A 21524-nucleotide genomic window follows, 5' to 3' on the forward strand; every position below is an offset into this window, starting at 1 on the left:
CCTGCCTGGTCAAAAGCCCGCCGACGCCGCGGCGACGAATTCCGGACGAAAGCCGTCACCCTCCGGCAGGATCGCGGCGACATGCGGCGCGGCGAAATGCGTGGGAAACAGCAGAGCGTGATCTTCGCAGCAATATTCGAGCATCCTGCGTCGCGTCGCCTGCGCCTGGGCGGGCAACTCGCAGAACCGGGTGTTCCACCCGGGCTCGTAGACCTGCACCGGGTGATGGAGAACATCGCCGCAGAACAGCGCTTTTCGATCCTGGTCGGCCAACTTCAGCACGACATGGCCCGGCGTGTGCCCCGGCGACGGCTCCACCGTCAGCCGATCGTCGATCGAATGATCGCCATCGAGGAGCACCGCCTGCCCCGACTGGATGACCGGCAGGACACTGTCGTCGTAGACGCCCGCCCGCCCCGGTGCCTTGGCGCGGCGATCACCGACATTCGGATTCCAGTAATCGTGCTCGATGCGCGAGAAGAGGTAGCGTGCCCTGGGGAATGTCGGGACCCAGCGGCCATTCTCCAGCCGGGTGTTCCAGCCGACGTGATCGGTATGGAGATGAGTGCACAGCACGATGTCGATATCTTCCGGCTCCGCGCCGGCGGCGCGCAGCCTCTCCAGGAAAGGCACGTTGAGCTGATGGAAGCGCGGCAACCAGGGCCGCTCCTTGTGGTTTCCCGCGCAACTGTCGAGCAGGACGGTGTGGGTGCCCGTTCGGATCAGCCAGGAATGATTGCTGGTAATGAGCTTGTCCGCCGCCGGATCGAAGTGGACCGGCACCATCCACGACAAATGGCGCTCAAAGCGCTCGCGGACCACCCCGCTCAGGAAACCCTCGACTGTCGAATCGTTGGGCCCCACCTGCTCCTCGATGCGCGTGACGGTGGTGTTGCCGATCTTCCAGGTAAGCATATCGGATCCCCTATCGTCCGCCGGCCCGCATCGAGTCGATGCGATCCAGGGCGCTGTAGGCCGCCGCGACAACCGGCAAGAACCACGGACGCCCGTCATAGAGCGGCGGACCGGGAAAGACCGGCTGGTCGAAAACGCAGATCGACTTCGATCGCTCCAGGATCTTGCGAGCGGTCTTGTGGCCGAGATAGTTCATCATCGCCAGGCCATTGCCGTTGCAGCCTGCGATATAGTGAAGTCCCGCCGATCCGCTCATATGCGGGATGCCGTCGAAACTGAAGGCAACCTTGCATCCCCATGCATGGCCGATCCGCACACCGTCGAGCTGGGGAAAGGTCTTCACCATCCGCCGGTAGAGCACGGCCGCGGACTCCTGCGGCGACACTTCGAAGGGCGAAGCACGGCCGCCATAGAGAAAGCGCCTGCCGTCAGGCGTGCGCCTGAAATAGGCGAGGAGCCGACGACCGTCGGCGCCCGTCCGGCGCTTCGGGATGAGCGCCTCGGCCGTCTCGTCGGCCAGGGGCTCGGTCACAATGATATGACTGGCCACCGGCACGATCCTCCGGGCGGTTCCGGCGGCCGGCACGCGCGCGGCATGGGCGTTCACCGCAACGACGACCGTATCGGCCGAGATCCGGCCGTCCGCGAGCGTGATGTCGAAGCCGGTCCCCTTGCGCTCGATCGCCGTCACCGTCGACGAATCGCGGAGCCGTACACCCGCCTGCCGGCAGAGCCCGAGCAGCCCGCGGAGGAAGCGGGCCGGATCGAGCTGCCCCGAGCGCGGGATGACCATCGTGCCGTAGAACGAGTCCGACGCGATCTCGGAATGCTGCTCGGCCCGCGGCACCATGTAGGCCTCGGCATCGAACAGCTTGTTCATCCGCTCAGTGCGCGCCGAAAGCTCGTCATAGTGGCGCATGGTCGGCGCGCACGAAAGCCGGCCGCGTCGATGATAGTCGCAGTCGATCGCGTTCGCGGAGATGAACGACTCCATGTAGGAAACCGACTCGGCCGCCCCGCGCGCAATCTCGCCCAGCCCGGGTGCCTGCGCACCGGCCCAACGGTGCCAGCGGGCGACTTTGGTGAGATCGAGGCCGAAGCTCACGCCGCCGCTGTTGCGGGCGCTGGCATTGAATCCGAATCTGTCGGCTTCGAGGACCGTGACGCCCACGCCATTGCGGGCGAGCTCGAGTGCAGTCGACAGCCCGGCATAACCGCCGCCGATGACCACGACATCGGAACGCGGCGCCAGCGGCTGCGGCGGCTCCGCGAGCGGCGGCGTCGCGTCCCACCAGATCGGTTGGGTGAGGAAGTCGGTGTTGGGGAGCTGACCGGCCGAGCGCATGATTGACCTTCCGTCCGAGGGCGCGAACTCAATCGTGCTTGGCCGCAATGACTTCGACTTCCAGACGAAGAGCCGGCTGGGCGAGCTGCGAAACGCCGAGCAGGGTCATCGCGGGTCGCGCGTCGCCCAGATACGGATTGCGTACCTTGGCGTAGGCCGGCTGCTCGGAAAGATCGACCAGGTAGCTGATGATCTTCACGACGTGGCTCATGTCCATCCTGGCTTCGGCCAGCAGGATGTTGATGTTCTCGTAGATACGGATGGCCTGGGCAGCGATGCCGTCCTCGATCACGCCGTCCTGACGGACGCCGACCAGGCCGCAGGTGTAGAGGTAACGCGCGCCGGGCTTTATTTCGATGGCGTTGCTCCACGGTCCGGGCGGCGTGCGAAGCAATGGCGAAGAGATCGGCTGGTTGACGGTCGCAAACACTTTAATTCTCCCTGATCAGCGATAGGCGCCCAGTTGCTTCGCGGCGGCTTCCGCGAACGAGGTGTCCGCGACGCTCGTCACCGGCACGGGCTGCTTCATGCTTCCGGCCGAAACCCACCACTCCATGTCGGACTGCATGCCAGCAATGTTGAGCTTCCCGTCCGGATCGATGCCGGGGAGCGCCATCTTCTTGTAGATCTCGCGATTCTTGACCGACGTGTTGCGAGCCAGGATGTCGATGAGCTCGTCGCGCGACGCCCTACCTTCGAGGGCGTCGTTGTAGAATCGCGCGGCCTTCAGGTAGGCGATCATGAACTTCACGCCCAGTTCCGGCTGCTTGACCAGCCGCTGGCCGAACATCAGCGCGCCATATTGCTGGTTCGGATAGATCGTGTCGGTGCGCTTCCAGATGACACCCAGATCCTTTTCCGCCGCTTCGGTGACCAGTGGCTCGATCAGGACGCCGACATCGACCTTGCCGGTGCCGAGGCCGGCGAGAATGTCGGGGAACGCCATGTTGATGACCTTCACCTCCGGCCACTTCACGCCAGCCGTCTGGAACAGCTTGTCGATCGTCACCTCGCTGCTCGCGCCCACTTTGTAGCCGGTGACCGCAAGCGTGCGTCCCCGAAGATCGGCAGCGGTCTTGACCTGATCAGCGATGTCCTTGCGCACGACGAAAGCGAAATAGCCGCGGCCCGGCGGCGTACTGCCCTTGTCGGCAACGATCCGGACGTCCATGCCCTGCCGGGCGGCATTGTAGAAAGCCGCTCCCGGAGCGCCGCCCGACGCGTCCATCGCGCCCGTGGCGAGCTGCGTCAGCATGACGGCCCCGGAACTCACCTGCACGAATTCGACATCGAAGCCCTGCTCGGCGAAATACCCCTTGTCCTTCGCGATATAGAGAGGCGCATCGGACACCGAATTATAGGCACCGACCTTGAGCTTGATCGGGTCGGCGGCATTGGCCGGGCCCCACGACAGCCCGAAGACCGCCATCGACAGCAGCAGAAATATCCTGATCGGTCTATTCATCCCAAGCCCCCATGCTTTGAGCGAGTGTTCGAGAAACGGGCGGCGTTCAGTCCCTGCACGCATCTTCCGGCATGTCGCCGACCAACGCCTTCAGCTTGATCAGCGCCGAGTGCAGGGCTTTGCGCTCGCCGGCGCTGAGATGGAGCAGCAGCGTGGCCTGACCGCGCCGCGCGGCGGGCATGATCTTCTTGTAGAGCGCGCGCCCCGCTTCCGTGAGGTCGATGGTCTGGCGCACCATGTGGCTGGCGTCCGAATCGCGACTGACCAGTCCGCGCTGCGCGAGAACCACGAGCGCGCGGCTCATCTGCGCCTTGTCCATCTCCGAGATGGTCCGGAGCGTCCGCGTCGAGATCGGTGCATGCCGCGCCAGGATGGTCATGGTCCGCCACTCGGGAAGCCCCAAGTCAAAAGGTTCGAGATACCGGCGTGTCACCTTGCGGTGAAACAAGGCGCTCAGATTGGCAAAGTGCATGCTGAGGAAGTCTTCCACCTCCAGCCTGCTTCCCGCCTTTCCCGGATTCAGCCAGCGCTCGATGGTTGGCTGCGGGAACGACGAAACGGGCTGGGGCTTGCGCCGCGATCGCGCCTCTGCACGCGACGCAGTCTCGATCTTCATCATCACGACCTCCGAGCAAGGATAGGCGTCGGAGTGTTGACAACGCAACACTTCTTTTGTCAATTCGTTGACATGACAACACTTTTTTCCAGGACACGTCCTGCGATGTTGGATCGGGATTTGCTAGAGCCCGGGCAGCGCGGCCGGCTTCCCGGCGGCTCGCGGCATCGATCGACTTGAAAGGAAACGGCGTGGCATCCGACAGTTCAGCGAGCGCCGGCGTTCAGCCCTTCCTCGCACCACCCAAGATCCACATCGTGGGCCTGGAAAAGACATTCAAGGTTGGGCGGCAGACCGTCGAGGCCATCAAGGGGATCAACCTCGATGTGCAGGCGGGCGAATTCATCTGCGTTGTCGGCCCGTCGGGATGCGGAAAGACGACCCTGCTGCGCATTCTCGCCGGCCTCGAGGCGCCGACTTCGGGAGAAGCGACGATCGAACACAGCGACCCGTCGAGTCCGCTGAATTCCATGATCTTCCAGGAGTCGTCGATCTTTCCCTGGATGTCGGTGCGCAAGAACGTCGCCTACGGCCTGATGCTGCGGGGCGCACCGGCCGATGAGATCGACAAGTCGGTCAATCACTTCCTCGCCCTGACCGGGCTGGACCGGTTCGCGGACGCCTATCCGCACCAGTTGTCGGGCGGCATGAAGCAGCGCGCCAGCGTTGCCCGCGCCTTCGCCAACAATCCGGAAATCCTGCTGATGGACGAGCCCTTCGCGGCGCTCGACGAACAGAACAAGGCGCTCCTCCAGGAGGAGCTGCTGCGGCTGTGGAGCGAGACCCGGAAGACGGTGATCTTCATTACGCATTCGATCGACGAGGCGCTCGTCCTCAGCGACCGCGTCATCGTGATGTCGCGCAGGCCCGGCCGCTTCAAGGCGGAGTTCAGGATCGATTTCCCGAGGCCGCGCAGGGTCTACGATCTCAAGGCGGATCCTGAATTCGGCCGCATAAGCCGCGAGATCTGGATGTTGTTGCGGGAAGAGGTTGTCGGCGCATGATCACTTCAATCGACAGGCGGGTGCGGATCGTCGCCGAACGGAATAGCGGACCGACGCTCATCCAGCGGATGCGTCGCTCGAGGTTCCTCATGGCGACTTTGTCCCCTCTTCTCATTCTCGTCGTCTGGGAAATCCTGGTAAGGCTGCACGTGCTCGATGCGCGGTTCTTTCCGACGCCATCGTCGATCATCGAGGAATTGATCTCGCTGCTGCAGTCGGGCCGGATCTACGTCAACATCGGTTGGACGCTGCAGCGGGTATTTATTGGCTTCGTGCTCGGCGCCGTTCCGGGAATCATCTTCGGCCTGGTACTCGGCCTTTCTCCAGCGGCTCGCGACTTCCTTCAACCCGCAATTTCGGCCCTGTATCCGGTTCCCAAGATCGCGTTGTTTCCCTTGATCATGATGATTTTCGGGATCGGCGAAGCCTCGAAGTGGGTGATCGTCGCCGTCGCGGTCTTCTTTCAGGTTTTCTACAGCACGCTGGCGGGCGTCGTGAACATCGAGCGCATCTATCTCGACGTCGCCTCGAATTTCAAGGCAAGCCGCTGGCAGACATGGAAGACGATCGCCTTCCCCGGCGCCTTGCCGTTCATCTTCACCGGTTGCCAGCTCGGCTTCGGGATGGCCCTGATCATGGTGATCATCGCCGAGAACTTCGGGACGGACGTCGGGCTCGGATATCAGATCTGGCAGTCCTGGCAGGTGTTCGAAGTACGCGACATGTTCGTCTACCTGCTGCTGGTTTCCTTGCTCGGCTATGTTTCGCAGGTACTCATCCTGCGGCTGCAGGGTGCCGTTCTTCCCTGGAAGAAGAGCGGATCAGAATAAGACGCAGCCTGTCGAGAGGGGCGCCGAGCCAGCCCTTATCGCTTGAGCCTCTGCACGGCCAGGAGCACGCGCTCCGGCGTCGCGGGAATATCCAGTTCGACCGGCATCCTGCCGGACGCCACGCTCGCGATCGCATCCTTGATGGCGACCCAGACCGCGACCGCGAGCATCAGGGGCGGCTCGCCGACGCCCTTGGAGCGGAAGACGGTCTCGGCCACCGCCGGGCGATCCTCGAGGATCCTGACGTTGAAGATTTCCGGCGCGTCGCGGCTGCCGGGAATCTTGTAGGTGGACGGGCCGACCGTCCGCAGGCGACCCTCACCGTCCCACCAGAGTTCCTCGCAGGTGAGCCATCCCATGCCCTGGACGAAGGCGCCCTCGATCTGGCCGACGTCGATCGCGGAATTGAGGGAATGGCCGCAATCCTGAACGAGGTCGGCGCGAAGCACCTTGGTCTCGCCGGTGAGCGTGTCCACCGCGACTTCGGCGACGGCCGCCCCGTAGACGAAATAAAAGAACGGCTCGCCCTTCATGGCGACGGGATCCCAATGGATCGACGGCACCTTGTAGAAGCCGGTGCTGGAGAGGGAGATGCGCTCCATCCAGCAGAGATGGGCGAACTCGCCGAACTCGAGGACACGGTTGGCGCCGGGCGGCCCGATATGGACGTGATTGTCGCGGAAGACCACGTCCTTCGGCTCCATGCCGAAATGCGCGGCGGCGAAGGCGATCATGCGGGCCTTGAGGATGCCGGCGGCGTTGAGGGCCGCGGCGCCGTTGAGGTCGGTGCCGGTCGAGGCCGCCGTCGGCGCGGTGTTCGGAACCTCCGCCGTCGATGTCGGCGAGACCCGCACGCGATCGAGATCGACCTGGAACGTCTCGGCCACGATCTGCGCGACCTTGACGAAGAGTCCCTGACCCATCTCGATGCCGCCGTGGTTGAGGCGGATCGAACCGTCCGTATAGATGTGCACCACGGCGCCGGCCTGGTTGAACTGCTTGGCGCTGAACGAGATGCCGTACTTCAGCGGGAAAAGCCCCAGGCCCCGCTTGACGATCGGGCTGGTCCGGTTGAAGGCGTCGATCTCGGCCCGCCGCCTCGTCCAGTCGCTGTCGCGCAGGACCTGCGTCACGCACTCCTGGATGAGATTGTCGCGGATGCGCTGCCCGTAGGGCGTCACGGAAGCGGTTTGCGGTCCATAGTAGTTGGCTTCGCGGACCTGCTCGGCGGACAGGCCGAGATGGCAGGCGATCCGCGCGACGGCGTCTTCCATCAGCACCACGCCCTGCGGCCCGCCGAAGCCACGAAAGGCGGTATTCGAGACGGTGTGCGTCTTGCAGGCGAAACCCTGCGCGCGGAAATGCGGAATGGAATAGCAGTTGTCGACGTGGGTGAGCGCGCGCGTGAGGGCCGCGGGCGTAAGGTCGACGCTGAACCCGCCATTGGCGGCGAGCGTCGAGTCGAGCGCGGTGATGCGGCCTGAATCGTCGAAGCCGATCTCGTAGGAGATGTCGAAGCCGTGCCGCTTGCCGGTGGCGATCATGTCGGTGGTGCGCGGAAGCCGCAGCTTCACCGGCCGGCGGGTCCGCCACGCCGCCACCGCGGCAGCACCGGCCACCCAGGAGGCATTGCTCTCCTTGCCGCCGAAAGCGCCACCCAGCCGGCGCACCGTCACGGCGATGCGGTTGAGGTCGATCCCGAGCAGCCGCCCACAGATATGCTGCACCTCGGTCGGATGCTGGGTCGACGAATGGATCGTCAGGTCCTGGTCTTCCCCCGGAATGGCCAGAGCGATCTGCCCCTCGAGATAGAAATGCTCCTGACCGCCGACGGCGAAGTTTGCCGCCAGCCGATGTTTGGCACTGGCCATCGCCCCGGCCACGTCGCCGTCCACAACGGCCTTGGGCGGCAACAGAAGCGACTGGGTGGCCATGGCCTGCGCGACGGTGAGGATCGACTGGAGAGGCTCGACGACGACGCGGACGAGATCCGCTGCGGCCCGCGCGATGTCCATCGTCCTGGCCACGACGATGGCCACCGGCTGGCCAGCATATTCGACCAGGTCCCTGGCGAAGAGCGGCTCGCCCGTCAGGACCGGCGCGACGTCGTTCTCGCCCGGAATATCGTCCGCCACGATGATCTCGATGACGCCGGGCAGCGCCTGCGCCTGGGCCGTCTCAAGCCCGAGGAGGCGGCCATGCGCGATGGGGCTCAGGACCAAAGCGGCATGCACCGTCCGCGGCGGTTCCGGAATGTCGTCGACATAGATCGCGGCGCCCGTCGTGTGCTTGAGGGCGCTGTCGTGCGGCTGGGAGGTATGGACGCCGCCCTGGGCCTCGCCGCGGACCCTGCTGACATGGTTCATGCCGCGTCGATCTCCACGGGAGCGTCCGATCCGGTGACGCGCCAGTAAAACCGCGTGAGAAGGTTTGCCGCCACCAGGGCGCGGTACTCGCCACTCGCCCTCGCGTCGCTGAGCGGCGTGAAATCGAGCGGCAGCGCGGCGGCCGCGGCCGCGATCGCCGTCTCGTCCCAGTCCCTGCCCTGCAGGGCGGCTTCGGCCTGTGTCGCACGCTTGGGAATTGCCGCCATGCCGCCATAGGCCAGGCGAACATCGACGATCCGCGTGTCCTCGAAGCGTACCCTGTAGGCGGCGCAGACCGCGGAAATGTCCTGGTCGCGCCTCTTCGAAATCTTGTCCGCGAAGAGATGATCGCCGGCAGCGAGTTTCGGCAGATGGATGGTCTTGATGATTTCGTCAGGCCGAAGTGCCGTCTTCCGGTATTCCAGGAAGAAGCCCTCCAGCGGCAGGCGGCGTTCGCCCGAGGCCTGCGAGCAAAGCGTCAGCTCAGCGTCGAGCGCCAGCAGGATCGGAAGGAAATCGCCGATCGGCGACGCCGTGCCGATATTGCCGCCCAAGGTGCCCATGTTGCGGATCTGCATCGAGCCCAGCCGGGACAGATAGGTCTGCAAGGTCGGGAAATGCTTCGCCAGCATCGGCAGCGCGGACGTGTAGGTGACCGCCGCTCCAAGACTCACTTCGCGGCCTTCGTCCGAGATCGTCGCAAGCTCGGGCACATGGCTCAAATGGATGATCGCCTCGGGCGGCCGCCGGTCGCGACTCGCCAGAAGGCCAAGATCGGTGCCGCCTGCCAGCAGGACCGCTTCCGGATGCGCCGCACGCAAGGCCAGCAATTCGTCGAGACTGCGCGGCGCCCGGAACCGCTGGTCATCCTCCGTCGACACGGCACCGGTCTCGCGTTCGAGACCGGCCAGGAGACCGAGCAAAGCCGGCTCGGATCCTCTCAGCGGATCCTGGCCGAGCGGCAGCGCCTTGACGATGGTCTCGACGATCGGACGATAGCCGGTACAGCGGCAGAGATTGCCCGCGAAGCTATCGTGTATGTCCTTCACCGTGACCGGCTCGTCGCCAAGCCCGAGCGCAACCGCCGACATCACGAAGCCGGGCGTGCAGAAGCCGCATTGCGTCGCGTAGCCCTCGGCCATGGCCGCCTGAAGCGGATGCGGCGTGTGGTCGGGCTCGACGAGGCCCTCGACCGTGCGCACGCCCTTGCCGTCGACCTGGCCCAGCACGGCCAGACAGGAATTGATCGCCCGGCGATGCAGCCGGCCATCCGCACCGGCCTGCTCCAGCAGGACGGTGCAGGCGCCGCAATCGCCTTCGGCGCATCCTTCCTTGGTGCCGCGCAGGCCCAGATCGTCGCGCAGCCAGTCGAGGACGGTTCGTGTCGGCGGCACGTCGCTCGCCACCACCAACCTGCCGTTCAAGACGAGCTGAATGGTTGCCGGATCAGCCATTGCGATGAGACAGCGTGTCCTCCCGATCGTCGGCGCTCATGTCACTCGACCTTGATGTTGGCACCGCGAATGACCTTCTCCCATCGCGCCGTCTCCACCTTCAGGTGCTCGCCCAGTTCGGCGGGCGTGGTACCGGCCGGCGTCAGGTTGAACTTCGCCAGCCGCTCGCGCAGTTCCGGCTGTTCGAGTGCCTTGTTGACGTCGCGATTGATCTGCTGGATCACCGCGTCCGGCGTGCCGGCCGGCGCGAACAGCCCATACCAGGAGGTCGCCTCGAAGCCGGGCAGGCCCACTTCGATCATGGTGGGGACATCGGGCAGGACGGCAAGCCGCTGCTTGCCCGTGACCGCCAGCGCCTTCAGCTTGCCGGCATAGACCTGCTCCAGCAGCGCGCCGTTGTCGAAGGTGAACTCGACCTGTCCCGAAAGGAGGTCCGACAGCATCGGCGCCGTTCCCTTGTAGGGCACGTGCATGACCTCGATGCCGGCCTGGTCCTTGAAGAGTTCGCCGGCCAGATGCATCAGCGAGCCGACGCCCGGCGAGCCGAAATTGTATTTGCCGGGATTGGCTTTGATCAGCGCCACCAGCTCGGTGACGTTCTTCACCGGCAGCGCGGCATTCACCATCAGGACGTTCGGCGCCGACGCGACCAGCGAGATCGGCGTGAAATCCTTCAGCGCGTTGTAGGGAAGCTTGTCGTAGAGCGATGCATTCACGGCGAGCGACGTCACCGCCAGGAGGAGGGTCTGGCCATCCGGAGCCGCCTTCGCGGCGGCCTCCGTGCCGACGATCGTGCCTGCCCCGGGCTTGTTGTCGACGACGACCTGATAGGGCCAGCGTGCCGAGAGTTCCTGGGCCAGGGAGCGCGCGACGAGGTCGACCGCGCCACCCGGCGGGAAGGCGACGATGATGCGCACGATGCCGTTCGGATAGGCCGCGGCGTCGGAGGCCCACAGGCCGAAGGCGCACAGGAGAAGAAGAAGTTTACGCATTTTCGACGCTAGCCCTCGGTTCAGGCGACTTGATGAAGCTGGCAGATGGGGCGCGCCATCCTTCGGCGGCCGTCACGCCGCCGCGAATGGCCCCTGGCGCAATCTCGCCCCACGAATCGCGATAGCTCTCGGGCAGGGCGCGGCTGCTCGGCGTCGAGAGCCAGAGGCGATAGAGCAGCCGTCGCCGCTCGGGCTCTTGGTGATCCTCGTAGCCGGCGCGGCAATGCCAGGTCACATGCCCGTTCAGAAGCTGCAGGTCACCGGGCAGGAACTCCGACTCGGCATATTGCTCGTTGGCGATCTCGCTGACGATGGCCAGCGCCTCGCGCTGCTTGTCGGTGAAGGTTGGCACGTCGGGGAAGCGTTGCGCCGATTCCATGTACAGGAACGAGAGCTGGCTGGTGAAACGGCCGTTCTCGAAGGCGAAGATGGGGACCTTGAAGTGAGGCCCTTCGTCCCCCGTCTGCTCGCCCTGGCGGCTGTGATGGAAATCGCCGTAGAGGACTTCGAGCAGGTCCGGGCGGCGACGCAGGATCTCGTTGTGGACGGTGGCCGAGCTGACGACGCGACTCTCGCCACCTTGCATCGCCCGGACGACACAGAGCAGGCCGACGACGTCGCAGCGGTCCGTGTGGAAGCGGGACAATCCCTTGCTGCGATAGTTGCGGGCGTCCGAGGACGACGACTGGACACCCAGGTCCGTGACCTCGCCCAGATAGTCGCCCTTCAGGCTCTGGGACAGGCCGGTTCCCAGATAGGTCCCGATGCCCCAGATCATCATCTTGTTCTCTTCGGGACTGTACCGGTCCACCGGAACGCCCCGGATCTGGACCATGCCGCGCCCCTCCTCGACTTCCCGGGCGATGTCCTCAAGCTTCGGCCGCAGCAGGGGCAGCGGGAAGGTCTCGGGCGACAGGTCCACGAGGGACAGGCCGCGGCTCATCGCGCCGCGAACCGCGCGACCGAGTTCGTCGGCTTCCGCCGGCTCGATGTGCCTGATCCAATCCGTCTCGCGCGCGACATCCTCGCGCGTCCATGCCGCGGGACCTTCCACCGGCTTGAATGGCTGGTCTTTCATCTTTCCTCCTGAGCCCGGAGCGCGTCGGACTTCGTGTCGCCCCTAGCAGGAACCATACCGCCCCAACGGTCACTCCGCGAGGAAGCGTCCCTTGGGATCGACCTTTGTTTTGACAATCCCGAACTTCACCAGATTGTCGACCGTTTCGTTCCAGCGGGCCAATGTCTGCTTCTCGATCTTGCGCGTCCCGTTCTCTCCCGGCACCGTCATCAGCTCCAGGAGCATCGGCATCTTGGCCGCTTCGTACTCGAGATTGATGCTGGGGCCGTTCGCCCGACCGAGCGCGGCGATGGCCTCCTTCGGGTCCTTGATATTGTCCTCGAGCCCCTTGAGGCTGGCCGTGATGAAGCGCTTCGCAAGATCGCCGCGCTTCATCGCCTTTTCGCTGGCGCCGATCACCTGGCTGTACAGGTGGAAGTAATCGCGCACGTCGAAATGGACGACGTCGAAACCCCTGAGCTTGTAGACGGGCGCATTGAAGTAATACGAATGCAGCATGTCCACCGAGCCGCTCATGAACTCGCGGATGCCGGGGATCGTGACCGGGATCTCCTCGATGGCACAGGTCACGTTGGCCGCCCTGAGCATCGCCTTGGCCTGATTGTAGGTCGTGCTTTGCGGGTAGACACCCAGCTTCTTGCCGCACGCATCCTGGAGCTTGGTGATCCCGGACGCCTTGGAGGCGAAGATCGTGGCAGGCGTTTCCAGGAACTGGACGTGGATCGAGGTGATGGGGATTCCGACCTCCCAGGCGCGCACCAGACCGGCGGCGTCATTCAGTCCAAAATCGATATCGCCATTGCCCAGCAGCTTGACGACGGTCGCGTCTCCATCGCCTGGGATGATCTCGAGGTCGATGCCCGCGTCGGCGTAGTAGCCCCTCTCCTTGGCGAGATAGATGAAGGCGTGAGCGGCGGTCGGAATCCAGTCGAGCCGGACCGTCGCCTTGTCTGCAGCACTTGCCGGCAGCGCCCAGGGGCACCAGCTCAACGCAAGCGCCGCGAGCGACGCCAGTAGTTTCATTCGCATTCCGCCCCCGAGGTGTGGTGATCCAGGGGAGCTAACGACGCGTGCTCAGGATGCGTAAAGAATAGTTATTCGCTCTACGGCGACTAAATTTTCGCGTCGATCAAAAGACTTAACCCGAGTTACGGTGGCGCCACTGAAAGGCGTTGGACTTTATCGGGTTGAGTATTGGTGAAACAGGAATAGGACGCGTCATGGCTTGGACCTGGAAACTCGAGGCTCGGACAGTGCAGTCCGCCCTTCTGGCAATGCTGCTCGGTGTTTCATCGGCCGTCCTTTTCTCTCCGGGCGCCCAAGCGGAACCCCAGAAAATGTCGCTTCGCCTCGACTGGTCTTCCAAAGGCGACCACGCGCCCTTCTTTCTTGCGCTCAGCCGCGGCTACTACAAGCAAGAGGGTATCGATCTCCAGATATTCGACGGAAAAGGCAGCCTCTCGACGTTGACGGCCGTTTCCGAAGGCAGCGACACGATCGGGGTGGCGAGCCTTGCGACGATGGCGCTTTCAGTATCGCAGGGGCGCCAACTCCTCGCGATCGGCGGCATATATCAGACACTGCCCGATGGAATCATTTCCTTGCCCGTGGCCGGGATCAAGAAGCCCAAGGACCTCGAAGGCAAGACATGGGGCTACAATCCGGAAGATTACTCGGCCCGTATCTTTCCCATGTTCGCCAAAGCGGCCGGGATCGACGAGAGCAAGATCAAGAAGATCCAGCTCAGTCCCAGCGTCGTTCTTCCGTCGCTCCTCCAGCACAAGATCGATTTCATGATCGGCTGGTACTGCACGAGCGGACTCAATATCGAACGGCAACAGCCCGTCGACTGGGCCGTGAGATACGCCGATGCCGGCATCAACATGCTGGGCGGCGGTATTGTCGTAACCAGGAAGACGGCAGCCGATAAGCCCGACGCCCTTCGCGGCTTTCTGCGGGCCACCGTCCGCGGATTCGACGAGGCAAGGAAGGATCCGGAAGCGGCGGTCAATGCGATGTTCGCTGCCCGTCCCGCCATCGATCAGAAGCTCGCCGTCGAGCAGCTCAAATGCATCGAGCCGTACTTCCACAGCCCTCGCTCCGCAGGCAAGGGCTTCGGGTACATGGCCGCGGAAGATTGGGAGCAGACCTTGACCCTGATGAAGGCAGCCTTCGAGTTCAAAGCCGATGTCAAAGCCGGCGACTTATACACGAACGAGTATCTGCCCAAGGCCGCCCAATAGAATCGCTCTCGGGAGGAGGATGTCGTGTTGGATACAGCGATCGGTTCCGGGATGAGCGTTCGTCCATTGAAGGGCACCTTTGGCGCCGAAATATCGGGTGTCGACATCACCACGGCCGAGAAAACGACGCTCGATCAAATCGCCGAACTCCTGGGATCGAGGGGTGCGATCGTCATACGCGGCCAGAAGCTCAGCCCTCACGATCAGGTCTCCTTCACGCGCCTTTTCGGGCGGCCCGCGTCAGGCGCCGGACGCCAATTTGCTCTTCCCGAAGCGCCCGAGGTTTCCGTCATCTCCAACAAAGTCGTGGATGGCCGGCTCATCGGGGATCCGGACCCTGGCGGCAAATGGCATACTGATCTGCCCTACGCCCAGCGACCGGCCGCGTACACTTTTCTACATGCCCTCGAGGTCCCCGAGGAAGGGTCGGACACATTGCTCGCCGACACCTGCGCGGCCTGGGATGCCTTGCCGATCGAAAAGCAGAAGCAGATAGACGGCCTGGTCATACATCACAGTTATGCGAAGCTGGCCGCCGCGTTGAATCGCCCTTTGACGGAGGAAGAGAGGCAAGAATTCCCTGACGTCCGTTATCCCGTGGTGCGGAGGCATCCGCGCGATGGAAGGCTTGCTCTTTGGGGTCTTTCCACGCGTACGACGAAGGAAGTCGTCGGGATGGAAGGCGAGGCCGGATTTGCGTTGATCAGGGAGCTCATCGACTTCGTGACGCAGGATCGCTTCGTCTATCGGCATAAATGGCAGCCGGGCGATATCCTTGCATGGGATAATCGCTGCACGATGCATACCGGCACACCCTTCGATCGCAGCCGCTACGTGAGAGTCGTTCACCGCACATGGGTCGAAGGCGAAGTTCCGGCCTGACCTGTCCCCCGGCCTAGAACTCCAGCAGATTGTCGCGGAAGTGCTTGTGCGCATAGGCCTTGCGCGTCAGGCCGCGGCGCTGCAGTTCGGGCACGAGGCCGTCGCAGATCTCCATGATGTAACGCCGGTCGAAGTGGGCGTTGAACAGCAGGAAGCCGTCACCGCCCACCTCCTGCATCATCTCCTGCATCAGGCCCGCGACGTGATCGGGCGTGCCCACCAGGTCGATGCCCTGCCGGCTGTTGATCCCGCTCGCCAGCGAGCGCGGCGTCTTGCCGATCCATTTGGCGAGCGAGGACTGGTGCCCGTTGGTCCGCAGGTGCTCGGGCAGCGGCTCGTCGGGATCGAACTGCGCGAAGTCGATATTGGTGAGGCGCGACATACCCGAGAGCTGCAGGTCGAGATGCTTGCCGAAATCCTCCTGCTCGAGCCGGCGGCGTTCGCGGGCCGCCTCCATCGTCGTGTCGACGATCGGATAGGCGAGGAACAGCACCTTGATGTCGTCGGGATTGCGGCCCCAGCCCGCGGCCTGGCGGCGGATATCCTCGCGGAAGCTCTTCATGCCCTCGACGGAGACGGCGTTGGTGATGATCGTGTCGGCCCATCTTGAGGCAAAGGCCTGGCCGCGCGCCGAGCCGCCGGCCTGGCAGATCGGCACACGCCCTTGAGGCGAGCGCGGCGCGTTGATCGGCCCGCGCACCTTGAAGTATTTGCCCTCGTGGTTGATCGGGCGGACCTTCTTGCCGTCGGCGAACATCGGCGTCTCGCGATCGAGCACGACCGCATCCGCATCCCACGCTTCCCACAGCTGGGTGACGATGTCGGCGAATTCGTCGGCGACCTCGTAGCGCTCATCGTGCGGCCGCTGGCCGACATGGCCGTAATTCTCGGCGGCGCCGTCGTTGCTGCCGGTGACGCAATTCCAGCCGATGCGCCCCTCGATGACGTGATCCAGCGAGTTGACGAGACGCGCCAGCAGGTAGGGCGGATATTCCGAGGTCGAGAGCGTCGGCACGAGACCGAGATGCTTGGTCGCCATCGCCAGCCACGGCACCAGCACGGCGGGGTCGAGCTTGGGCGAGCTGGCCGCGTACTTGAGATAGGTGTCGTGGCTGCCCTTGTAGGTGTAGGGCACCATCGAGGAATCCTCGATGATCATGTAGTCGAAGCAGCCGCGCTCCAGCCCCTTGGCCAGGTCGATGAAGATGTCCGGCATCATCCAGCGATGCTTGTCGTATTCAGTGCCGGGCCACATCGAGCGCCACGCCTTCGGGCCGTAGCCCTGCGACAGGAACCAGGCGAGATGGAAATGATCCTTGGCCATGCTCAGGCAACCGCTTTCTTCTGTAGGCTCGCGACGAACTCGGCCTGGCTCACGGCCAGATCGGGGCGATGACCGCGGTCGCGATAGAACGTCTCGTAGATCTTGAATTCCTCCAGCACGCGGCGCAGTTCGGTGACCGCGTCGTCATGCAAGTCGACCCTTGCATCGATGTCGAAATGATCCGGCTCGGAGGCGACGAAGATCGCCGCCGACCGCTCGGGGAGATGGCCGTCGGTACCGATCTGTCCGCCGGCATCGCGCCCGCCTTCCAGTGCCGCGAGCAACCGGAACTCCAGCTCGGCCGCGGGATCCTTGAGATAGCCGGCGACGATGCCCTCGATCACCTGCGGACCGGCGAGCACGTTGCCGAACGCCACGAAGCCATCGCCTTCATGATGGCCCGCCCAGGGACGGCAACCCGGACCGGTGTGCGCGGCGGTCCTGCCCTCGCGGTCGATGATGGCGATCTGGCGCCAATCGTGATCGGGATCGCCGGCCTTCAGCGCGGCCATCACGCCGGCCGGCGCCATGCCCTGCTGGAGCAGTTCGAGCGCGATCAGGTCGTTGTCGCGCTTCACATAAGCCTGGGTCTTGCAGACGCCGGCGCCGAAGCGGATGCCCTCGCAGCGGCCGCCGGCGGCAATCGAGAAGGTGGTGACGCCGAGGCCGAGGCGGCCGGTGTTGGGGCAGCGTGCGACAATCGAGAAGGTCATGACTTACTCCGCGGCCGGCTTGAGGGTTGCCATGAAGGCTTCCTGGCCCGGCGCATTACGCGGGTTGCGCCCGCGCTCGGCGTAGTAGGCCTCGTACTGCTTGTAGACCGTCCAGACGCGCCGCAATTCGTCGACCGCCTTGTCGTGCAGGTCGACGCGCAGGTCGATGTCAGGATGGATATGGCGCGAGGAGACCTGAAGCGCCGCCGAGCGCTCGGTCCGGTGGGTCATGGCGTTGCCCTGCCCGCCCGCGTCGCGGCCATATTCCAGCGCCAGCAGCAGCCGGTGTTCGAGGTCCGCGTCGGGCTCGGCAAGAAAGCCCTTGGCGATCGCCTCCACGACGTGCTGGCCGCGCAAGCCGTTTCCGGTGGCGATGTAGTTAGGACCGGTCGCCTCACCCGCCCAGCCGCGCACGTTGGCGCCGGTATAGGCCGCCACCGCGCCGGTGCGATCGATCACGCCGATCTGACGATAGCTGTGATAGGCGTCATTGGCCTTGAGCCGATCGAGCGCGGCCACAGCGCCAAGACCCTGCGACAGCAGGCGGAGCGCGAGCGCGTTGTTGTTCTCGTTGGCATTGGCCTGGGTGACCGTGACGCCGGCATTCGATTTCGTCGAATGGGTGTAGCGCCCCACCGTGATCGAGAAAGTGGCGATGCCGATGCCGACCCTGCCGGTCTTCGCGCAGCGCCCGAGGATCGTGTAGGTCATGCCTTCTCCTTCACGCGCCTGGCGTCGAGCTGCTTCACGAAGACGTCCTGCGGGATCGCCTTCGACGGATCGGTGTCGCGACCACGATAGAATTCCTCGTAGAGCTTGAACTCTTCGAGGACGCGCCGCAGTTCCTCGACGGCGGTCTCATGCACGTCGACGCGGACATCGACATCGGGGAAATCACGCCGGTCGACGACCTTGATCGCGGCGGAGCGTTCGGTGCGGTGTGCGTCAGCGGGCCCCTGCCCGCCGGCATCGCGGCCGCCTTCGATCGCACACAGCAGGCGATACTCCAGCGCATCGTCGGGACGCTCGAGGAACCCCGCGAGCATGCCGTCGAGCACCTGCGGACCGAGCAGCCCGTTGCCGAACGCCACGCAATCGGCGGCCTCCTTGTGGCCCGCCCAGCCGCGACAGCCGGCACCGGTATGCGCGGCGATCTTGCCGTCGCGGTCCATGATCGCGATCTGGCGATAGGAATGCTCGGTGTCGTTGCCCGCGAAGATCTCCATCACGCGCGCCGGCAGGTAACCCTGCGCCAGCAGCTTGATGCCGAGCGGATCGTTGGTCCGGTTGGGGAATGCCTGCGTCTTGCAGACGCCGACATTGGCCGCAACGCCTTCGCAGCGGCCGCCGACACCCAGCGAATAGGTGGCGATACCAAGGCCGAGACGGCCGGTGCGCTTGCAGCGTCCGATGAGCGAGTAGGTCACTGTGCGGCCTCCTGCTTTGCGGCGAGCGCCTGGGCGAAGGCATATTGCGGCATCGCATCCTTCGGGTTCCTGGACCGCTCCTTGTAGTAGCCGCGATAGAGTTCGTACTCCTCGAAGGCGCGACGCAGTTCCTCGACCGCCGTGTCATGCAAGTCGACACGCAGGTCGATCTCGGCATGATCGTAGTCGCCATCGACCATCACGGCGGCGGAGCGTTCGGGCAGGTGCCCGTCGTTGCCCGCCTGCCCGCCGGCATCGCGACCCGCTTCGATCGCGGCCAGCAGCCGGCGCTCGAACGACAGTTCGACTGCGCCTTCGTAGGCCGCGGCCATGGCATCGATCACCGGCTTGCCGGACAGGACATTGCCCATCGCGACATAGCCATTGCCGACCACATGCCCCGCCCAGCCGCGATTCTTCTCGCCGCTGTAGGCGGCGACCCGACCGAGGCGATCGATGACCGCGATCTGGCGAAAAGGATGGTTGGGATCGTTGGCCTTCAATTCATCGAGAACGTGGTCGGGCGAATAGCCCTGCGCCAGCAGCCTGAGCGCCAACGGATTGTTGCCCTGGTTCACGAAGGCCTGGCTCATGGTCGCGCCGACGTTGCCGCGCAGGCCGTTGCAATAGAGGCCGACACAGATCGAATAGGTCGCGATGCCGATGCCTACCTGTCCGCTCTTCGGACAGCGGGCGAGGAGTGTGAAGGTCATGAGCGTCTGTCTCCCGACAATTTTTGGGGCGATCCCTTCGCCGCCGCACGCACGGAGCGTGCCGAACCGCCGGCGGCTTCCCGCTTCAACGCCCCATAAGCCAGCTCGTGCAGATCCTGGAACTCGCCTTGAAGGAAACGCAGGAACTCCTCCGCCGCCAGCGGCAGCTGCCGCGCCGAATGCACGATCGCGTCGATGCTCGCGTTGTTCACCAGCCGATCCCTGAACGGCACGGCGACCAGTTCGCCCGAGCGTAGATTGTCCCAGGCCGACAGGCGCGAGAGGAACGTGATGCCATGATTCACCTTCACGAATTCGACCCTGAGCTGGAACGAATTGGTTTCGAGCGACGGTGCAATATGGATACCGGCAGCCTTGCAGGCGACGTCGATCAGTATCCTGCTGCCGGTATGCTTCATCGGCGACGCAATGGGCCAGGCCGCGCAATCGGCCAGCGAGATGCGAGGCCGGCTGGCGAGCGGATGATCCGCCGCCATCACCGCGACCAGGGGCTCGCGCATCTTGAACACCGTCTCCAGCTCGGATTCAGCCGGGGGATAGAAGGCGAGGCCAATGTCGGCACGGCCCTCGCGAACGGCCGCCAGCACCTGGTCGGAACCGTCGATCGTGACCTCGAACTGGATACCGGGATAGCGCCCGACGAAACGCGTCACGGCGCGTGGCAGCAAATGCGGCACCAGCGCTTCGATCGAGCGGATGGTGACGACGCCACGGCGCAGCCCTTTCAGCGCCTCGATTTCCGAACGGACACGCTCGATCTGCCGCAGGTTGATCTGGGCATGGCGCAGGAAGATCTCGCCGGCCGAGGTGAGCCTCACGCCGCGCGCGTGACGCTCGAACAGCGGCACGCCGAAATCTTCCTCGAGTTTCTGGATCTGTCGACTGAGTGCGGACTGGGCAATGTGCAGTTCCTCCGCCGCTTCGCGAATCGATCCGTGCCGCGCAATCACTGAGAAATATCGCAAAGACTGACTGATCATTTCGTGGACTCCGTCTGCCCCGAGACTGATGCCGTTTCGGCATCGCATCAACGCTGAAATGGCGCTTGTCCGATCACCGGGCAAAGCGCCCAATTTGGCTCTGTTCGCGGGAGGGGAACGTCATTCTCGACATGGTGGGAGAGGCCGTCGACCGGCTGATCACGATCGAAGCCAAGAACCACGGCATGCCGCACGGCATCCTGCTGCCGATGTATCTCGCGGCCCGCAAGGCGGCCGGCGACAAGCCGGTCACCATGACCGCCGCCAAGGGCCTCATGAAGGTGCTCGGCAAGGGCGACGTCGTCTTCATCATGACCGGCGCCGGCTACGAGCCGACTCTTCCGAAGGGCGAGAGCGACGGTCCGCCGGGCGCCGCGTCGCTCGCGCGCATCCTCTATCGTGGGCTGGGGGCCGTTCCGGTGTTCGTGAACGAGGCCTGCCACGCCGATCCCATCGTCGCGTCGAGCGAGGCCGCCGGCCTGATGGTCAAGCCGTTCGAGCAGGCGCGCGATCGCCATCTCGGTGCCGCCATCGAGAACGCGCCGGAGGACCAGTCGCAGATCAAGGCGTGGATCGCCGAGATCTACGCGAAGTACAAGCCCAAGGCCGTCGTCTCGGCCGAGCGCCTCGGCGCCGGTGCCGACGGCAATGTGTACACCGCGACCGGCCTGCCGCTCACCGGCCCGAAGTCCAAGTTCGAAGGCTGCATCGACATCGGCGGCGTCGTTACCGAGGCCAAGAAGCGCAAGATCTTCTCGGTCGGCATCGGCGATCACGGCAACGAGCTGGGCTTCGGCACGATCTACAACACGGTCGTGAAGACCATGCCCAAGGGCAAGGCGCTCGCCACCGTCGTGAAGACCGACGTGGTGATCCCGGCGATGATGTCGAACTGGGGCTGCTACGGCATCGAGGCGTGCCTCGCCTATCTCCTGAAGAAGCCCGAGCTCATCCATTCGCCCAAGATGGAGAAGCGCATCGTGCAGGCCTGCCTTGATGCCGGCGGGCTGGAAGCGATGTACTGCACGACCGAGTTCCTGGTCGACGGCCTCGACGGCGAGACCTCGATGGCCTGCATGCAGTTCCTGTCGAACATCGTGCGCAAGAATCTCGAGTCGCCCGACGCCGGGCTGACGCACTGACACCGAGAAACCCG

21 protein-coding genes are annotated in these 21524 nt (G+C 64.5%); 5 read left to right on the forward strand and 16 right to left on the reverse strand.

Features of this window, described 5'->3' with window-relative positions:
* Window positions 1-9 precede the first annotated feature (9 nt).
* Genes AC1ROX_RS23345 through AC1ROX_RS23365 form a run of 5 tightly spaced genes read right to left on the reverse strand, consistent with a single transcriptional unit; the run spans window position 10 to window position 4344 of the window.
* Window positions 10-915 (reverse strand): MBL fold metallo-hydrolase, encoded by a 906-nt coding sequence (locus AC1ROX_RS23345; RefSeq protein WP_493129640.1) that lies wholly within the window; start codon window positions 913-915, stop codon window positions 10-12.
* 10 nt (window positions 916-925) lie between these two features.
* Window positions 926-2260: an NAD(P)/FAD-dependent oxidoreductase gene (locus AC1ROX_RS23350; protein ID WP_493129642.1), complete on the reverse strand. Its 1335-nt coding sequence runs from the start codon at window positions 2258-2260 to the stop codon at window positions 926-928.
* 28 nt (window positions 2261-2288) lie between these two features.
* A complete protein-coding gene (locus AC1ROX_RS23355) occupies window positions 2289-2690 on the reverse strand; it encodes a RidA family protein (RefSeq protein ID WP_493129644.1) in 402 nt (133 codons plus the stop codon).
* Between the two features lie 15 nt (window positions 2691-2705).
* Window positions 2706-3725, reverse strand: a complete 1020-nt coding sequence (locus tag AC1ROX_RS23360; RefSeq protein WP_493129646.1) for an ABC transporter substrate-binding protein — start codon at window positions 3723-3725, stop codon at window positions 2706-2708.
* Between the two features lie 46 nt (window positions 3726-3771).
* Window positions 3772-4344, reverse strand: a complete 573-nt coding sequence (locus AC1ROX_RS23365) for a MarR family winged helix-turn-helix transcriptional regulator (RefSeq protein WP_493129648.1) — start codon at window positions 4342-4344, stop codon at window positions 3772-3774.
* Between the two features lie 188 nt (window positions 4345-4532).
* Between AC1ROX_RS23365 and AC1ROX_RS23370 the strand changes: the two genes are divergently transcribed.
* Both AC1ROX_RS23370 and AC1ROX_RS23375 read left to right on the forward strand, forming a co-directional pair.
* A complete protein-coding gene (locus tag AC1ROX_RS23370; protein ID WP_493129650.1) occupies window positions 4533-5345 on the forward strand; it encodes an ABC transporter ATP-binding protein in 813 nt (270 codons plus the stop codon).
* Window positions 5342-6175 carry an ABC transporter permease gene (locus AC1ROX_RS23375; RefSeq protein ID WP_493129652.1) on the forward strand — a complete coding sequence of 278 codons (834 nt, stop codon included), beginning with the start codon at window positions 5342-5344 and terminating at the stop codon, window positions 6173-6175. Before AC1ROX_RS23370 ends, AC1ROX_RS23375 begins: the two co-directional genes overlap by 4 nt.
* Before the next feature lie 35 nt (window positions 6176-6210).
* Here the strand turns inward: AC1ROX_RS23375 and xdhB are convergent, their stop codons facing one another.
* The 5 genes from xdhB to AC1ROX_RS23400 form a co-directional block, all read right to left on the reverse strand.
* Complete coding sequence (gene xdhB / locus AC1ROX_RS23380) at window positions 6211-8541, reverse strand: xanthine dehydrogenase molybdopterin binding subunit (RefSeq protein WP_493129654.1); 2331 nt, start codon at window positions 8539-8541, stop codon at window positions 6211-6213.
* A complete protein-coding gene (xdhA, locus tag AC1ROX_RS23385) occupies window positions 8538-9965 on the reverse strand; it encodes a xanthine dehydrogenase small subunit (RefSeq protein WP_493129656.1) in 1428 nt (475 codons plus the stop codon). Before xdhA ends, xdhB begins: the two co-directional genes overlap by 4 nt.
* A gap of 71 nt (window positions 9966-10036) precedes the next feature.
* Entirely contained in the window at window positions 10037-10987 is a 951-nt protein-coding gene (locus AC1ROX_RS23390; RefSeq protein WP_493129658.1) for a tripartite tricarboxylate transporter substrate binding protein, read from the reverse strand.
* Window positions 10980-12065: a TauD/TfdA family dioxygenase gene (locus AC1ROX_RS23395; protein ID WP_493129660.1), complete on the reverse strand. Its 1086-nt coding sequence runs from the start codon at window positions 12063-12065 to the stop codon at window positions 10980-10982. The genes AC1ROX_RS23390 and AC1ROX_RS23395 overlap by 8 nt, the downstream gene beginning before the upstream one ends.
* A gap of 69 nt (window positions 12066-12134) precedes the next feature.
* Window positions 12135-13088 carry an ABC transporter substrate-binding protein gene (locus tag AC1ROX_RS23400; RefSeq protein ID WP_493129662.1) on the reverse strand — a complete coding sequence of 318 codons (954 nt, stop codon included), beginning with the start codon at window positions 13086-13088 and terminating at the stop codon, window positions 12135-12137.
* A 197-nt stretch (window positions 13089-13285) separates the two neighbouring features.
* Between AC1ROX_RS23400 and AC1ROX_RS23405 the strand changes: the two genes are divergently transcribed.
* A complete protein-coding gene (locus AC1ROX_RS23405; RefSeq protein WP_493129664.1) occupies window positions 13286-14308 on the forward strand; it encodes an ABC transporter substrate-binding protein in 1023 nt (340 codons plus the stop codon).
* A gap of 24 nt (window positions 14309-14332) precedes the next feature.
* Window positions 14333-15190, forward strand: a complete 858-nt coding sequence (locus AC1ROX_RS23410) for a TauD/TfdA dioxygenase family protein (RefSeq protein ID WP_493129666.1) — start codon at window positions 14333-14335, stop codon at window positions 15188-15190.
* Between the two features lie 13 nt (window positions 15191-15203).
* Here the strand turns inward: AC1ROX_RS23410 and AC1ROX_RS23415 are convergent, their stop codons facing one another.
* The 6 genes from AC1ROX_RS23415 to AC1ROX_RS23440 are packed head-to-tail and all read right to left on the reverse strand — an operon-like array spanning window position 15204 to window position 20461.
* Window positions 15204-16514, reverse strand: a complete 1311-nt coding sequence (locus AC1ROX_RS23415; RefSeq protein ID WP_493129668.1) for an NtaA/DmoA family FMN-dependent monooxygenase — start codon at window positions 16512-16514, stop codon at window positions 15204-15206.
* A gap of 2 nt (window positions 16515-16516) precedes the next feature.
* Window positions 16517-17227, reverse strand: a complete 711-nt coding sequence (locus AC1ROX_RS23420; RefSeq protein WP_493129670.1) for a DUF1028 domain-containing protein — start codon at window positions 17225-17227, stop codon at window positions 16517-16519.
* Between the two features lie 3 nt (window positions 17228-17230).
* On the reverse strand, window positions 17231-17938 hold the full coding sequence (locus tag AC1ROX_RS23425; protein ID WP_493129672.1) for a DUF1028 domain-containing protein: 708 nt from the start codon (window positions 17936-17938) through the stop codon (window positions 17231-17233).
* On the reverse strand, window positions 17935-18654 hold the full coding sequence (locus tag AC1ROX_RS23430) for a DUF1028 domain-containing protein (protein WP_493129674.1): 720 nt from the start codon (window positions 18652-18654) through the stop codon (window positions 17935-17937). The genes AC1ROX_RS23425 and AC1ROX_RS23430 overlap by 4 nt, the downstream gene beginning before the upstream one ends.
* Window positions 18651-19367 carry a DUF1028 domain-containing protein gene (locus AC1ROX_RS23435; protein WP_493129676.1) on the reverse strand — a complete coding sequence of 239 codons (717 nt, stop codon included), beginning with the start codon at window positions 19365-19367 and terminating at the stop codon, window positions 18651-18653. Before AC1ROX_RS23435 ends, AC1ROX_RS23430 begins: the two co-directional genes overlap by 4 nt.
* A complete protein-coding gene (locus AC1ROX_RS23440; protein ID WP_493129678.1) occupies window positions 19364-20461 on the reverse strand; it encodes a LysR family transcriptional regulator in 1098 nt (365 codons plus the stop codon). The genes AC1ROX_RS23435 and AC1ROX_RS23440 overlap by 4 nt, the downstream gene beginning before the upstream one ends.
* Before the next feature lie 38 nt (window positions 20462-20499).
* On the opposite strand from AC1ROX_RS23440, the gene AC1ROX_RS23445 reads away from it, so the two are divergent.
* The gene (locus AC1ROX_RS23445; RefSeq protein WP_493129680.1) at window positions 20500-21510 is read left to right on the forward strand and encodes a glutamate cyclase domain-containing protein; all 1011 of its coding nucleotides are present in this window, start codon (window positions 20500-20502) and stop codon (window positions 21508-21510) included.
* Window positions 21511-21524: the final 14 nt, after the last annotated feature.

The organism is Reyranella sp. GW821-FHT14A01, assembly GCF_058803965.1.

Coding starts and splice junctions, on each gene's coding strand:
- AC1ROX_RS23345 (WP_493129640.1), bottom strand. CDS start 915: ATGCTTACCTGGAAGATCGGCAACACCACCGTCACGCGCATCGAGGAG.
- AC1ROX_RS23350 (WP_493129642.1), bottom strand. CDS start 2,260: ATGCGCTCGGCCGGTCAGCTCCCCAACACCGACTTCCTCACCCAACCG.
- AC1ROX_RS23360 (WP_493129646.1), bottom strand. CDS start 3,725: ATGAATAGACCGATCAGGATATTTCTGCTGCTGTCGATGGCGGTCTTC.
- AC1ROX_RS23365 (WP_493129648.1), bottom strand. CDS start 4,344: ATGATGAAGATCGAGACTGCGTCGCGTGCAGAGGCGCGATCGCGGCGC.
- AC1ROX_RS23375 (WP_493129652.1), top strand. CDS start 5,342: ATGATCACTTCAATCGACAGGCGGGTGCGGATCGTCGCCGAACGGAAT.
- xdhB (WP_493129654.1), bottom strand. CDS start 8,541: ATGAACCATGTCAGCAGGGTCCGCGGCGAGGCCCAGGGCGGCGTCCAT.
- AC1ROX_RS23390 (WP_493129658.1), bottom strand. CDS start 10,987: ATGCGTAAACTTCTTCTTCTCCTGTGCGCCTTCGGCCTGTGGGCCTCC.
- AC1ROX_RS23395 (WP_493129660.1), bottom strand. CDS start 12,065: ATGAAAGACCAGCCATTCAAGCCGGTGGAAGGTCCCGCGGCATGGACG.
- AC1ROX_RS23400 (WP_493129662.1), bottom strand. CDS start 13,088: ATGAAACTACTGGCGTCGCTCGCGGCGCTTGCGTTGAGCTGGTGCCCC.
- AC1ROX_RS23405 (WP_493129664.1), top strand. CDS start 13,286: ATGGCTTGGACCTGGAAACTCGAGGCTCGGACAGTGCAGTCCGCCCTT.
- AC1ROX_RS23415 (WP_493129668.1), bottom strand. CDS start 16,514: ATGGCCAAGGATCATTTCCATCTCGCCTGGTTCCTGTCGCAGGGCTAC.
- AC1ROX_RS23420 (WP_493129670.1), bottom strand. CDS start 17,227: ATGACCTTCTCGATTGTCGCACGCTGCCCCAACACCGGCCGCCTCGGC.
- AC1ROX_RS23425 (WP_493129672.1), bottom strand. CDS start 17,938: ATGACCTACACGATCCTCGGGCGCTGCGCGAAGACCGGCAGGGTCGGC.
- AC1ROX_RS23435 (WP_493129676.1), bottom strand. CDS start 19,367: ATGACCTTCACACTCCTCGCCCGCTGTCCGAAGAGCGGACAGGTAGGC.
- AC1ROX_RS23445 (WP_493129680.1), top strand. CDS start 20,500: ATGGTGGGAGAGGCCGTCGACCGGCTGATCACGATCGAAGCCAAGAAC.